The 13,732-nt window shown below is 64.7% G+C and carries 11 protein-coding genes, 4 pseudogenes and 1 riboswitch; of the genes and pseudogenes, 6 read left to right on the forward strand and 9 right to left on the reverse strand.

The genetic code is table 11. The annotated features are described in order from the left end of the window. Positions 1–73: 73 nt before the first annotated feature. From QL985_RS10635 to QL985_RS10655, 5 genes and pseudogenes are all read left to right on the forward strand, one after another. Positions 74–391: pseudogene (locus QL985_RS10635) on the forward strand (integrase core domain-containing protein); the annotation flags it as partial. 78 nt (positions 392–469) lie between these two features. After that, positions 470–1,489 (forward strand): annotated as a pseudogene (gene mobF / locus QL985_RS10640) (MobF family relaxase); the annotation flags it as partial. 93 nt (positions 1,490–1,582) lie between these two features. After that, complete coding sequence (locus tag QL985_RS10645) at positions 1,583–4,057, forward strand: AAA family ATPase (RefSeq protein ID WP_239358782.1); 2,475 nt, start codon at positions 1,583–1,585, stop codon at positions 4,055–4,057. A 491-nt stretch (positions 4,058–4,548) separates the two neighbouring features. Then, positions 4,549–5,124, forward strand: a complete 576-nt coding sequence (locus tag QL985_RS10650) for a hypothetical protein (RefSeq protein ID WP_239358781.1) — start codon at positions 4,549–4,551, stop codon at positions 5,122–5,124. A 370-nt stretch (positions 5,125–5,494) separates the two neighbouring features. Further along, positions 5,495–5,779, forward strand: a complete 285-nt coding sequence (locus tag QL985_RS10655; protein ID WP_239358780.1) for a transposase — start codon at positions 5,495–5,497, stop codon at positions 5,777–5,779. Here QL985_RS10655 and QL985_RS10660 read toward each other — a convergent pair. The 9 genes and pseudogenes from QL985_RS10660 to QL985_RS10695 all read right to left on the reverse strand — a co-directional run. Further along, positions 5,769–6,926 (reverse strand): IS30 family transposase, encoded by a 1,158-nt coding sequence (locus QL985_RS10660; RefSeq protein ID WP_239358779.1) that lies wholly within the window; start codon positions 6,924–6,926, stop codon positions 5,769–5,771. The genes QL985_RS10655 and QL985_RS10660 overlap by 11 nt on opposite strands. Before the next feature lie 70 nt (positions 6,927–6,996). Continuing rightward, positions 6,997–7,437, reverse strand: coding sequence for an NUDIX hydrolase (locus QL985_RS10665; protein WP_239358778.1), 441 nt, complete (start codon positions 7,435–7,437; stop codon positions 6,997–6,999). Then, positions 7,438–8,235: a class I SAM-dependent methyltransferase gene (locus QL985_RS10670; RefSeq protein WP_259901423.1), complete on the reverse strand. Its 798-nt coding sequence runs from the start codon at positions 8,233–8,235 to the stop codon at positions 7,438–7,440. It lies immediately after the preceding gene. Next, the gene (locus tag QL985_RS10675) at positions 8,190–9,197 is read right to left on the reverse strand and encodes a thymidylate synthase (RefSeq protein ID WP_239358776.1); all 1,008 of its coding nucleotides are present in this window, start codon (positions 9,195–9,197) and stop codon (positions 8,190–8,192) included. Before QL985_RS10675 ends, QL985_RS10670 begins: the two co-directional genes overlap by 46 nt. Next, positions 9,187–9,657: a nucleoside 2-deoxyribosyltransferase gene (locus QL985_RS10680; RefSeq protein ID WP_239358775.1), complete on the reverse strand. Its 471-nt coding sequence runs from the start codon at positions 9,655–9,657 to the stop codon at positions 9,187–9,189. Before QL985_RS10680 ends, QL985_RS10675 begins: the two co-directional genes overlap by 11 nt. 73 nt (positions 9,658–9,730) lie before the next feature. Further along, a complete protein-coding gene (gene thiD / locus QL985_RS10685; RefSeq protein WP_239358774.1) occupies positions 9,731–10,540 on the reverse strand; it encodes a bifunctional hydroxymethylpyrimidine kinase/phosphomethylpyrimidine kinase in 810 nt (269 codons plus the stop codon). Continuing rightward, positions 10,537–11,007: an NUDIX hydrolase gene (locus QL985_RS10690; RefSeq protein WP_259895877.1), complete on the reverse strand. Its 471-nt coding sequence runs from the start codon at positions 11,005–11,007 to the stop codon at positions 10,537–10,539. The genes thiD and QL985_RS10690 overlap by 4 nt, the downstream gene beginning before the upstream one ends. 34 nt (positions 11,008–11,041) lie before the next feature. Then, positions 11,042–11,158, reverse strand: a riboswitch (TPP riboswitch). Positions 11,159–11,240: 82 nt separating this feature from the next. Continuing rightward, positions 11,241–11,663 (reverse strand): SDR family NAD(P)-dependent oxidoreductase, encoded by a 423-nt coding sequence (locus QL985_RS12130; protein WP_356765928.1) that lies wholly within the window; start codon positions 11,661–11,663, stop codon positions 11,241–11,243. Between the two features lie 228 nt (positions 11,664–11,891). Beyond that, positions 11,892–12,713: pseudogene (locus tag QL985_RS10695) on the reverse strand (IS110 family transposase); the annotation flags it as partial. A gap of 68 nt (positions 12,714–12,781) precedes the next feature. Here QL985_RS10695 and QL985_RS10700 point away from each other — a divergent pair. Then, positions 12,782–13,659: pseudogene (locus QL985_RS10700) on the forward strand (IS3 family transposase); the annotation flags it as partial. Between the last annotated feature and the right edge of the window lie 73 nt (positions 13,660–13,732).

The following is a 13,732-nucleotide window of genomic DNA, read 5'->3' on the forward strand; positions in this document are numbered from 1 at the left end:
CCTGCCGAGGCACTGAACGAGCAGCTAAAGTCTCTCCAAGAAGCCGGTGTTGCAACGACCAGTTGAATCCGGTCAGTACGTCGCCATCCGCTACACCGAGCGTCTTGCTGAGGCCGGCGCGGCCGCCTCGGTCGGCTCCACCGGCGACTCGTATGACAATGCCCTGGCCGAGGCCTTCAACTCGCTGTTCAAGGCTGAACTGGTCCGCAACCGCGGGCCCTGGAAGAACATCGACGACCTCGAGATCGCGACCGCGGAATACATCGACTGGTTCAATCACCGGCGACTTCACGGCGAGATCGGCATGATCCCGCCCGTCGAGCTCGAGGACACCTACCATCACAACCACCCCGCACCGGCACCCGCCGACGCGGCACTTGCGAGCCTCTAACAAACCCGGGGCGATTCACACACCCCGACCGGCAACCGCTCCCCGTAGAAGGAACCGATGACCGTCTCCATCTCCAAGATGTCCGTCGAGTACTACCTGGAGCAGGTCGCGATCGGCGACGCCGCGGTAGCCGGCACCGGCACCCGCGACCTCACCCGCTACTACACCTCTGCCGGTGCCCCGCCCGGCAGATGGCTCGGTGCCGGCACCGCCGGGCTCGGCATCGATCCCGGCACGCGCGTCACTGCCCAGGCCGCGCGCCGACTCCTCCAGGACTCGGCACACCCCACGACTGGCGAGCCCCTGGGGCGCGCCCCGATCACCGCCCAGCAGGCCCCCGAGGGAGCCAAGACCGCCGCCGGCAAGCCCGCGAAGTCCGACCGGCAGCCTGTCTCCGGATTCGACCTCACGTTCTCCGTGCCGAAGTCCGTCTCGGTGCTGTGGGCCATGGCCGATGAACCGACCAAGGCCGCGATCCATGCTGCCCACCGCGCAGCCGTCGATCAGAGCCTGTCGTGGCTGGACGACCGGGTCATCTAGACCCGAGCCGGACATGCCGGCGTCGCCAAAGTCGCCACCCGCGGACTCGTCGCCACCGCTTTCGACCACTGGGACTCCCGTGCCGGCGACCCGCAGCTGCATACCCATGGCGTCGTCGCCAACCGCATCCAGCGCGCCTCCGACGGAGCCTGGACCACCCTCGACTCCGTCAACCTGCACAAGAACGTCGTCGCCGCCTCCGAGCGATTCAACGGTCTTCTCTTCGACGAGCTCGCCCGCACCATCGGCGCCCAAGCCGAGATCCGCGGCGAGATCACGACCAGCGCCGACGGTCTCCAGCTCACCGACCGCAACGCGCGCATCGAACTGGCAGGCGTCCCGGACGAACTCATCAACGAGTTCTCCACCAGAGCGCGGGCGATCGAGGCCGAAGCCGACCGACTCATCGCTGCTTGGACTGAAGAGCACGGTGCCCGACCATCGGAGGGTGATCTCCTGGACATCCGTCGTCAGGCCACCCTCGCCACCCGCGAGGCCAAGGACCACGACGACCACCGCAGCCTTGAACGCAAGAGCGCCCAGTGGCGCGACCGCGCCTCGGACCTCGGCTTCAACCCGGCCGCAATCGTCTCCCGCACGATCGCCCAGCAGCCGAGCATCACGACCGCTGAGACCATCCAGCCCGACACGATGACCCAGATCGCCCAGCGCGCGATCACGACCGTGTCCGCCCAGCGTGCGACCTTCACCCGCGCCAACGTTCACGCCGAGATCTCCAGGGGCCTCGCCGCCGTGCGGTGCCACACCCCCGAAGATCGAGACCAGCTCCTAGATACCGTCACGGACCTCGCCCTGGACTCCACGGTCCGGCTCACCCCGCACCGCTACCAGTCCCCCGATCAGCACCACCCAGGCCTGTCCTCTGGAACGGACCACGCCTTCAACGACACCGCGGCCTACGCGACCCCCGAACAGCTCGATGCCGAAGCCCGGCTCATCGACGCCGCCACCAACAACCAAGGCCCCGTCATCTCCGACACCACCCGGGCCGAGGCCGTCCTGGACAGCATCACCGTCGGCGACGGGCACTCCCTCGCAGATGATCAGCGCCGAGCCGCATTGAGCATCGCCACAGCTCCTCAATCGGTCAGCGCCCTCATCGGCCCAGCCGGCACCGGCAAGACCACGTCGCTGTCCGCACTGCGCCAAGTCTGGGAAGACCAGCACGGCACAGGCTCGATCGTCGGGCTCGCCCCCTCAGCCGTCGCCGCCTCCGTGCTCAGCAAGGAGATCGACATCCCCACCGACAACGTCACGAAGTGGCTCTGGGAATCCGCCGGCCCCGGCGCCCAACATCGCCAAGAGCAGCTCGACAAGGCCCGAGACGAGATGACCCTCCTTCTCGCCCACCTGGACGACTCACCCTCGGCCGCGCAGCAGAGAACGATGCGCCGCCTCAACGCCACCATCACCCAACTGGAGACCACCCAAGACCGCTACACCATGCGCCCGAACCAGCTCGTCATCGTCGACGAAGCCTCCATGGCCGGCACCCAAGCCCTCGATCAGCTCCGCGACCAGGCACAGCACGCCGGAGCGAAGATCGTTGCCGTCGGAGACCCCGCACAGCTCAGCGCAATCGAAGCCGGCGGAACCCTCGGATGGATCGAACGCCACCAGGACCGACCCGACGTCACCGCCGCCACCCTCAGCAGCGTGTGGCGCTTCAAGAACGACTGGGAGGCCTCCAACTCCCTTGCACTGCGCGAAGGCCAGCACCACGCCATCGACACCCTGATCGAACACGACCGCATCACCGGAGTCGCCGACCCCGACGACGTCGAGACCACGGCCTTCCAGCAGTGGGCCGAAGCTCGCACACAGGGCTCGGCCCTGCTCATCGCCTCCACCAAGGACTCCGTCGACCGCCTCAACGCACAAGCCCAAGCGCTCCTGCGCTCCGAAGGCGAAGTCGACGGCACCCATACCGCCGAGCTGTCAGCCGGTACCGTCGCCGGAGTCGGTGACCGCATCCTCACCCGCCGCAACGAGCGTGCGGTGCTCGACGACCACGGAGAGTTCATCAAGAACGGCGACCTGCTGACTGTGACCCGCGTCCATGCTGACGGGGCGCTGGAAGCCGCCCGCGACAACGGTGCCGCCGTCCATCTGTCGCCCGAGGTCCTCGCCACCACGCAGCTCGGCTACGCCTGCACCGCTCACCGCTCCCAAGGCGCGACCGTCGATCGAGCCATCACCGCCGTCGATCCCTCGACGACGTCGCGAGAGACCTTCTACGTCGGCATGACCCGCGGCCGCTACTCCAACACCGCGGTCCTGCCCATCCCAGACAGCGACGGTCAAGACACTCAGACCGACACCCCGGACCCCTGGAAGATGATCCGGGAGATCACACCCAAGACCGTCCGTGATCAGCTCGTGCGCGTCCTGGACCGCTCCGACACCGACATGACAGCCCACGAAGTCCGCGATCATGCCCACGGTTGGGACGCCGATCTGCCCCGTCTGACCGACGAGCTCCGGTACGCGGGACAGGCGATCGCCACCCGTCAGGCCGTGGAATGGGTCGAACGCTCCCACGGCCCGGAGACAGTCACCTCCTGGGCCAATAGCGAGCACTGGCACGCGATCATCAACGAGATCGCCCGCGGCCACCGCGTCCCCGAAGAACCAGCCCCGGAGACACCCCGCGAGGCCCTGGCCGCAGTCAAGGCCGCAGACCTCCAGCCCCGCTCCACCCGCCACGGCGGCCTGGCGGTCCCCACCTCCGACAACGACGCCGAGACACACACCGTGCGTCAGGTCCTGGACAAGATCTCCGATCGCCTCACCGTCCTGCGAGCCCAGACCCACAACGAGCCCTGGCGCTCCTCCCTGGCCACCGAACCGACACAGCGCATCGACGCCGCCCTGATCGCCCGCCAGGCCTGTGACTGGGACGACCCCGACACCGTCCTGCCCGACACCCCTCCCCAGGACCGTCGAGCAGCCGAGGCATGGCAGAACTTCCACGACTCCGCGACCCAGCCAGACCAGACCACCACACCGGAGCCGACGCCGTTCCCCGACGACCAGCGTCACGTCCACCCCGAGAGCCCCGAAGTCATCGACACGACCACCGGCCCGGAAGGAGCCCACCTCTGACCAGCACCACCTCGGGCAGGTGTCCCATTTGGGACACCTGCCCACCATGTCTAGACACAGCTAACACACAGGATAAGATCAGGGGGTTCCTGGCCCCTCAGCCAGGAACCCCCTGCGGCCCAAGGTCTTACCCCAGATCGATCCATCTGGAGTCCCCCAAGACTGCCTTGGGCACCGCGGAACACTACCACATGCATACGCATAGAGTAGTCGGTGACATGTTCTTCCATGTCACCGGCAGGGTCGGTCGGCGCCTCCCTTGACCGGCCGACCCTCCACTTCCTCGATTCACCGGCCACACGACGGCCCCGCAACCCAGAGATTGCGCCCTAAACCCGCGCGGATGATCACCCCCCTACCCGCGCCACGGCCGTGCTCTTGTGAGACCTGTCACGTTTGTTGCGCCAGGCGTGACAGTTGGTGCATTCTTCAGCATGTACTTACCGAGGCTCTGATGACAGAGCCACGGCCCCGCAGCTCGAGGAGCCTCCGTGACCCACTCCGCCCCCCAGATGCCCCGCAGAACTGCGCTGACCGCGGCAGCCTGGTCCGCGCCCGTCATTGCCCTCACGACTCCTGCTCCTGCCGTGGCTGCATCACCCCGGCCAGGTCTGCAGGGGGTCGTGACGGTACGGAAGTCCTGCAGCACTACCGCCCCTGGCAGTCTGCTGACGATCGACGGCCGCGGGAGCTACCCCGACCGCGGGCTGTGGGTCGAAGGCGCCACCAGCTCCACGACCATCACGTCACCGAGCATCACGCTGTACTTCCCGACCGCTTTGGGAACCATCGCCTGGCAAGAGATGAACACGAACAGCAACTGGTCCCGCCCAGTCGTGGACACCGCAGTGCCGCAGATCGCGAACCTCACCGCGTACACCATGCGGTACTCTGGCGCCTTCACATACTCCGCAACGAACGCCGTAAAGATCGCCACAGGCCAGCCCTATTTCCAGGCCACCATCAGCTACACCGCCTGCTCGCAATCCCTGACAATACATTCACTGCGTCGGGTAACGATCGACGGCAAGCTGGAAACCATACAACGCGGTCCTCTACTCCTGTAACCCCATCCGTCATATGCACCCGAACACCCCAACGGAAGGACAGACATGGACACCCCGAAAACCGACACCAACACACCGACCGCAGCACCGAGCCCAACGCCCGAACCCACCTCGGCACGCGAAACTCCGTCGGCGACAGCCGAGCCATCGGCAACTGCTACACCCAGCAGCGGCACTGACGCTCCAAATATCACCAACAGCATCCTCATCTGAGCACCACAAACTGAACCACTGCAAGGCAACAAGCCTCGAAATCACTAGTTCAACTAATTACTAGGTGTAGGAGGGCATGACGTTGTTGACTAGAGCCGGTGTGCGTGAGTGAAGCGCCCTGGGTTTGGTTCCGAGCTTCCTGAAGGAGAATCGGATCATGCCCAAGAAGTTCACCCCCGAGTTCCGCGAACGCGCCGTGCGGATGGTCTTCGACCGCCAAGCCACCGAGGGCGGACCACGCGCGGCCTCCATCCGAGTCGTGGCCGAGTCGCTGGGCTGCGGCCCCGAGACCCTGCGCGCCTGGTGCAACCAAGCCATCACAGCAAGCAAGGCGACACCGGCACCCGCCACTGACGAGAGCCTGGGCGAAGAGAATCGCAGGCTGCGTCGAGAACTCGCCGAAGCCCGCCGCGCCAATGAGATCGGCGGATTCAAGCGGTGAGCGCAAGGAACTCTGCGAGCTTCTCTGATGGTGTCAGATAGCCCAATGTCTTCCGAGGGCGCCCGTTGAGACTGTCCTGGATCATGTCGAGTTCCCTGCGGCTGACGACGCTCAGGTCGGTGCCTTTGGGCAGGTACTGGCGCAGCAGGCCGTTGGTGTTCTCGTTGCTCCCCCGCTGCCAGGGCGAGTGAGGATCGCAGAAGTAGATCGGAATGCCCGTGGCGGTAGTGAACGCAGCATGCTTGGCCATCTCCGCGCCCTGGTCCCAGGTGATCGTTCGGGCCAAGGAGGACGGCAGCTTGCTGACCGCCTCGCGCATTGCTGCCTCGACCTGCTCGGCGCTCTTGCCATCGGGCAGGTGCAGCAGCAATGTCATCCGTGTCGAGCGCTCGACGAGCGTCCCGACAGCGCTGCGGCTGCCCTGACCAAGGATGAGGTCACCCTCCCAATGCCCGGGCACTGCACGGTCGTCGGCTTCGGCAGGGCGCTGGCTGAGCATCACCATGCCGGGGATGCGGCCACGACCCTCGATGGCCCCGCGAGGCTTGCGAGCCGTCCTTCCGGACCGCAGGCACCGGGCCAGTTCACGGCGCAACTCGCCTCTGCCCTGCACGAACAGCGACTGGTAGATCGTCTCGTGGCTCACACGCATCTGCGGATCATCGGCATGATCCAACCGTAGGCGCACCGCGATCTCGTCGGGCGACCACAACTGCTCCAGCCGACTGGCGACCTCCTCGAGCAGTCGGCCGGGCCTGAGCTTGAACGGCTTCGGCCGACGAGTCTGCTGGCGGGCACGTTCATGTGCGCGCCAAGCCGAGTATTCGCAGCGGCCTCCGCCGCGCTTGACCTCACGGCTGATGGTGGACACCGTTCGCCCCAGCTGCCCGGCGATCGCGGTGAAGGTATCGCCACGATTGATCCCCAGAAGCATCTGCTCGCGCTCATCGATCGTCAGGCAGCCCTGGCGTGGTTTCCAGCCGAGCGGTTTGGCATCGAGGTGCCTGCCGCTCCGGGCCATGACCCCGACCAGCGGCGCGCTGCAGCCGATCTCCTTGGCGATATCGACCAGCCGCCAGCCCCTCGCGTGCAACCTGAGCGCCAGCTGCTTCTGCTCCCGGCTGAGATGACCGTGCTTGCCCTGCATCCGGATCCTCCTGTGGTCAGTGACTGTCCCATCTCACAGGAGATGTTGCGCTGACCGCTTGAATCCGCCCTTACTTTGGACGCTCTTGTTGCTCGCGTTCCAGCTCGAGTGCGGTTTCGGCGATAGCGCGGACGTCGAATGTTTGCGCCACCGGTATCGCATCCATTTCATCGAGAGTGAACCACGCCGCCTCGAGCGCATCATCGCCCGAGACCGGTTCCCCCCGTTCCCATCGGCAGAGCACCGCGATCAGAACATAATGCAGATCGTGGTCGGCATCGATGACGTCGACGGCATCGAAGACATCCCCGGGTGTGGCGTGCACTCCTGTTTCCTCGGCGAGTTCGCGCACGGTCGCGACGGTCACGGTCTCGCCGGGTTCGATCTTCCCCCCGGGGAATGCCCAGCGCCCAGCATCGGGCATCTTGGCCCGACGGATGAGAAGTACTCGCCCTTCCCGGACCACTGCCGCCAGTGTCGCCGGTTTCGGATAGGAACGATCGCGTGCCATCTACCCAGCCCCGGTCGTGGGCTCGGAGACCTCTGCGAGGTGGGCTGTGATCTGCATGAACGGCGGATGGTCGATGGGCGACTGCATGCCGACGTCCTCCACCGATTGTGCTCCGCGGTCGGTGACCTGGTCCACTGTGAAACCGGCCTCGTTCAGCACCGCCTCGTAGGTGCTGATGAACCAGTGCCGGTCGACAAGCTCGAGGACCCCGGTGCCGGGGATCTGCAAGCTGACCCTGCGTTCGTCTCCGTCGCGGTAGCGTCTGCCGGGCTCGCCACTGCGGAAGGTCGGGAACGGTATTCCTGTGGCCGCCGGGTTGCTGTCGACGATGAAGAGTGTGCCGGTCGGCGTGAGCACTCGGGCGAGTTCGCGGGCGATAGCTCTCAGTTCCTCGCGTGTGGGCACGTTGATGAACACGAAGCAGCACACGATCGCATCGAATGTGGCGTCAGGGTAGGGTACGTGGCCGCTGTCGATGGTGTGGAATCGTGCCGTCGGTTGCGGGGTCTGCGACCGGGCGAGCGCGACCATGTCGGTGCTGATGTCGACACCGATGACCTGCGCTGTGGCTCCGGCGTCGAGGAGGCGTCGTGAGACTTTTCCGCTGCCGCACCCGTAATCGAGCACGACCGCCTCTCGGCCGCAAGCGGTCTGGAGGTCGTTCACGAGCGGGGTGTAGGCGAGTCGGGTTTCGACATAGTCGTCGTAGGCATCGAACCCTGCTGATACTGCCGGAGTCGTCCATGATGTCGTCACTGCTGCACCGCCCTCACGCTCGCGTTTTCGATGCTGGGCCATCGATTCACGACCAGCTCCCGGTGGAGGGGGTGGAGGTCGCCGATCATCGATGGGTCGACTGGTCGCTGACATTGGATCTGCCGGTGGATCCAGAACAGGCGGACAATGTCGACCCACGCTTCTGGAAGGTCAGACGCCGCCAGTGCGCGGCCTGGGAGCCTGTCTGCACGGATCGACTGCTCCAAGTCCAATACCTGGTGCACCTGGTCCAGGCTCGCTCCCGAGGGTAGCCGTGGAAGTAGGGTGGCTTCCTCCACGATCGTCTGCTCATCGCCGTCGAGGAGGCTGCCCACCTTGGTGAGGTCTTTTTCGTAGATGTGGATCGAGCCGACATTGTGGATGTACACGCCCGGAGCCAGTCCCAGCATCGAGGCGAGGAATTCTTGGACGAACGTGAAGGAGAACGTGTCGTTGAGCAGTCCCATGTAAGCGTCATTGGCGCGCATGAACGCGACCATGTGCAAACGGTCGTCACGGCGCAATAGCTGGAGAGCTAGCGTGCAGGAGACGTCGATGTTGCGGCGGTAGATGTCTTCGGAGTCGTCAAAGATCTGCAGGACGGCACGTTTGCTCGCAGGGTCATCGTCGTTGAGGATGTTGACGATTCGTTCGATCGCGGTCTCGCCGCCGACGTCTCTGAGCAGTTTGGGACCATACCCCGTGCCCGGCAGGCTGAGACCGTCGGGACTGTACCGGCTCATCGAGGGCGCGTAGGTGCGGATGAAGTCGAGGTCGTTCTTCCCCGAGAGATACCACAGTGCTTCGGCGTAGTTGAAGATGATGTTCTGCCGACGCGACCGCGCCAAGCAATATCGCCGGGCGGGGTTGGTCAGGCGCGCGGTGAAGCCGATGATTTCGCGTTCGTCCTGCCCACGGGGACTGTTCTGGTATTCGAACCCGGTGTAGACCTGTCGCAGTGAATCCAGGTAGAGCGTGTGGAGGTCGGGATACTCAGGCTTCACTGACGACTCCTGCCTGCACGCGCTCGATCGTAGCGAGGATGCGTGGCGCGGTGGGCTGCTCGGGATCGATAGTCATCATCTCAACGTAGGCGACCGCTGGGAGGCCCCGGACGAGGAACGCGTACTCAGCTCCCTCTTCGAGGAGCAAGACCATGGGCTTCTTCCAGGCTGAGGCCCACCCGATCTCGATATGCGTGCCCGGGGACGCGGGTGCACCCGGGAACGCGACGAAGACATCACAGGCGGCGATCTCCCTGTAGTCGATGCTTGTGCACTCGCTGGGTTCCATGAACTCACGACCCCAGCCCTCTCTGCGGTGGGCGCAGTGCACATCCCACCCCTGGGCTTCGAAGAAGTCGATGATCGAGGTGTACTTGTCGATCTCGGCATCGCCCATCACATGGGTGTCGGCATCGACGAGAGCTTTGAACGGGCCTGCGAGAAACATCTTTCGCGTCATAGTCACGGCTCCTTTCATGAGTCGAAGTGGTTGGCCCCGAACGCGAGGAACGAGGCGGGGCTGTTCTACATCCCTACCCGCGCGGCCAGAACTGGTGGAAATGGTGCAAAGGACCATGCCCCTGGCCGACGTCGAGGCGACCGCTGGCAACCAGAGCGCCTTGCAGGTAGGTTTTCGCCTGGTCCACACTTTCGGGCACCGAGTGGCCGGGCAGCAGCGCAGTGATTGCCGAGGACAAGGTGCAACCGGTGCCGTGGTCGTTGAGGGTCTCGACCCGGGGAGACGAGTAGGTGGAGACCCCGTCGGGGCCGGCGAGGTAGTCGACACTGACCGTCTCGTTCGTGAGGTGCCCGCCTTTGAGCAGCGTCCACTGACAGCCCAGTCCACGCAACTGGGTGGCTTGGTCCTCCATCTGCCGCAGATTGGTGGCATCCTCGGTATCGAGGAGCACAGCGGCTTCGGGAAGATTCGGGGTGATGACCGTGGCCAGCGGCACGAGGGTGTCCCGGATGGCCGCCGCCGCATCGTCGTCCAGCAGCCTGTCGCCGCTCTTGGCGACCATCACCGGATCCAGGACCACGGTCTCGGCTTCGTGGTGGTGCAGGCGATCGGCGATGACTTCGGTGATGGCGGCGTTGGCGACCATACCGATCTTCACCGCGTCGACACGCACATCGTCGAACACCGCATCGATCTGCTCACCGACGAACGACGGATCAAGGGGCATGAACGAGCGCACACCGCGCGTGTTCTGCGCCACGACCGCGGTGATCACGGCCATGCCGTAGGTGCCAATCGCTGAGAAGGCTTTGAGATCGGCGTGGATGCCTGCCCCACCGGTGGGGTCGGTTCCTGCGATGGATAGGACGTTGGAGATCGTCATGAACACCCTTCCTTCTGCTGCTGTGCGGCGGCGTACCGAGCGACCTCCGCGACATCCTTGCTCAGGGTCACCCGGGCTTCATCGACTTCGTCGAGGGCGAACCAGCGCGCTTCGAGGGCATCGTCGCCAGCGTGGGGTTGCCCCGAGTGCCACCGGCAGAGCACGGCGACGAGCACGAAATGACTGTCCAACGGTCCGTTTTCGTCTTGGCTGAACGCGTCAACGGAGGTCAAGACACCGGTGGCCTTACCGATGATGCTGGTTTCTTCACGGAGTTCGCGTTCGGCGGCTCGGGTGATTGTTTCTTCGAATTCTATCTTCCCACCCGGGAAACCCCAGAATCCTGCATCGGGAGGGTTCGCACGTCGCACTAAAAGAACATGGTCGTCTTTGATGAGGACAGAAATGACCGCAGCCCTTGGGTACGCGTGAAATGAGGAAGTGTCAGGAACGACAGCATTAGACACTGTGACCTCCCATTGTGGAGGCCAGCGAGGGAAAGAAGCCCTGCTAGACCAGTCCCTTCGCCAGCATGATCCGGATCAGGTTCTAGGGTCACCACGCTGACAACGTCCAGTGGTATCTCAGCCCCTTGACGGAACACCCCTCGGTACGACCCGAGTCTACCAGAACGCCGTCACAGATACACCCGGCGCGGATAGGCCGCTGCCGGGGGCTGGTGTTGGGATCGCCTGCGCACCTATCCCAGTGATGTGTCCGTCGCCCTGCTCCCGCAGGACCGGCACCGCTGCCTGCATGAACCAGGGCGCGCCGAAGACGTTGGTGTCGAAGTTCGCCTTGGCCTCGTCGAAGTCGAGCTCTTCGATCGCTCCGGTGTAGCTGTAGCCCGCGTGCCGACTGCAATGTCAATCCGGCCGAAGCGCTCGCGCACCTCTGCGACGGCGGCAAACACGTCCTTCCGGCCCCTCACGTCCAGAGCACGCACGAACACACGCTCCCCGAACCGATCGGCGAGCTCCGCCAGGGGCTCCACTCCCCGCGCCGTCACCGCGACGCTGTCTCCTCGCTCCAGGGCAGTTTCTGCCCAGATCCTGCCGAGATCTCTGGACGCCCCCGTGATGAACCACACCTTCGCTACCAGGACCACTCTCCTTGACGACACTAATGACGCGACCGCGCCATCGTCCGCGACGTCGTCCAGGCCAACCTCACGATCGACATAGTTCGGGCCGCATTCATCCCCGTGCTGGTCTGGGGGGGGGTGCCCCTATGTTTTAAGTCAAGGGGAGCCGCCAGATTCTTCAAGAATATTCGGTAGGAGTCGAAAGGCAGGGATGATCGGTCTGGGAACCAGCTCCCGGACTGATCTGGTACTCCGCTACGGTTCGGTTCAGGCGGCGGTCGCCACCTCGGGTGTATGGAAGTAGGAGCCGTCGCGCAGCATCGCATACAGCACGTTGCAGCGCCTGCGCGCTAACGCGATCAGGGCTTGGTTGTGCTTCTTATGTTCGGCCCGTTTCTTGTCGTAATACGCCCTCGACAGCGGGTCTTTCAACGCCGCGAACGCGGATAGGAACAACGCTCGTTTGAGGATCTTGTTCCCCCGCCGGGACGAGTGATCTGCTCGGATCGAGGTTCCCGATCGCCATGTCACCGGTGCCAGTCCGGCATACGATGCGAGGTGTCCGGCTGATTCGAAGTCCTTACCCACGATCTCAGTCAGGATCCTCGCAGCAGTCCTGACGCCGACTGCCGGCATCGACGTCAGGAGTTCGAAAAGCGGATGCGCCTCGACCAATTCCTCGATGCGCACCAGTACCTCATCCCGCGACGATCGTGTCTGCGCCAACGACGCGGCCAGCTGGGGCAGGACGAGGCCGGCGGCGTCGGTACCTGATACCACCACCGTCTGCCCGTCGAGTGCGGTGAAGATCGCGGTCGCCCACCGCTTCCACGCCCGCGGTGCCTGCTTGCGCAGCAGCGTCTCGACTCGGTGCTTCCCGGCACGACGCAAGACTTTGGGCGTCGGGTACTTCGCCAATAGAGCCAGCATCGCCGGATGGTCCAGGTGCGGACCGATGACGGTCTCCAGTCCGGGGTGGATCTGAGTCAGCAGGCCCCGGATCCGATTCGACGTCGCCGTGGCCTGTTTCGTCAGGTCATCGTCATAGCCGCACAACATCGACAACTCGGCGACGTTCTCATCAGCAAGGGACTGCCGCACCGATAGGTGACATCTGATCTGGCTTGCCCGTTGGGCGGCCTGGAAGGACGTGCATCATGCCCGCTGCCTACCCCCAGGAGTTCCGTGAAGACGTCGTGCGAGTGGCCCGGTCCCGTGAGGACGGCGTCACCATCGCGCAGATCGCGAAGGACTTCGGCGTCCACGAGATGACGCTGCACAAATGGATCCGCCAAGCAGACATCGACGACGGCAATCGCCCCGGGAAGACCCGTGAGGACTCGACGGAACTGCGCGAGCTCCGCCGCCGGAACCGGTTGCTGGAGCAGGAGAACGAGGTCCTGCGTCGTGCTGCCGCCTACCTGTCCCAGGCGAACCTGCCGGGAAAAGGTGGTACCCGCTCGTGAGCGAGCTCGCCGCTGACAACATTCCCGTCGCGGTGTCCCTGCGGGTCTTGAAGCTCTCCCGTCAGCCCTACTATCGCTGGCGGCACCAGCAGGTCACCACAGCCGAGCTGACCGAGGCCTACCGAGCAAACGCACTGTTGGACGCCCACCGCGACGACCCCGAGTTCGGCTACCGGTTCCTCGTCAGTGAAGCCGCAGAGTCCGGCGAGGTGATGTGTGAGCGGACGGCGTGGAGGATCTGCCGGGACAACCAGTGGTGGTCCGTGTTCGGAAAGAAGCGCGGCAAGAACGGGAAGCGCCCTGGACCGCCCGTCCATGACGACCTTGTGAAGCGGGACTTCTCCGCCGATGACGTCAACGAGCTGTGGCTGACCGACATCACCGAGCACTGGACCGACGAGGGCAAGCTCTACCTCTGCGCGATCAAGGACGTGTTCTCCGGCCGGATCGTGGGCTACTCGATGAGCGACCGGATGAAGGCTTGTCTCGCGGTGAATGCCCTGGACAACGCGGTATCTCGACGCCGTGACGCCGCCGGTTGCATCGTGCATTCGGATAGAGGCTCTCAGGGCGGATTCAACTGGTTGTCGCAACACCCTGATCGTGAGGGTGTGTGGTGGGACGAGATCCAGAGGAATCAGC

The sequence above is a fragment of the Kocuria sp. APC 4018 genome (genome assembly GCF_030407675.1).
GTDB lineage: Bacteria > Actinomycetota > Actinomycetes > Actinomycetales > Micrococcaceae > Kocuria > Kocuria rhizophila.

Bases quoted from the DNA above. Each gene is read 5' to 3' on its own strand.
- QL985_RS10660 (WP_239358779.1), bottom strand. From the start codon at position 6,926: ATGCAGGGCAAGCACGGTCATCTCAGCCGGGAGCAGAAGCAGCTGGCG.
- QL985_RS10670 (WP_259901423.1), bottom strand. From the start codon at position 8,235: ATGGCCCAGCATCGAAAACGCGAGCGTGAGGGCGGTGCAGCAGTGACG.
- QL985_RS10655 (WP_239358780.1), top strand. From the start codon at position 5,495: ATGCCCAAGAAGTTCACCCCCGAGTTCCGCGAACGCGCCGTGCGGATG.
- thiD (WP_239358774.1), bottom strand. From the start codon at position 10,540: ATGACGATCTCCAACGTCCTATCCATCGCAGGAACCGACCCCACCGGT.
- QL985_RS10680 (WP_239358775.1), bottom strand. From the start codon at position 9,657: ATGACGCGAAAGATGTTTCTCGCAGGCCCGTTCAAAGCTCTCGTCGAT.
- QL985_RS10665 (WP_239358778.1), bottom strand. From the start codon at position 7,437: ATGGCACGCGATCGTTCCTATCCGAAACCGGCGACACTGGCGGCAGTG.
- QL985_RS10645 (WP_239358782.1), top strand. From the start codon at position 1,583: ATGACCCAGATCGCCCAGCGCGCGATCACGACCGTGTCCGCCCAGCGT.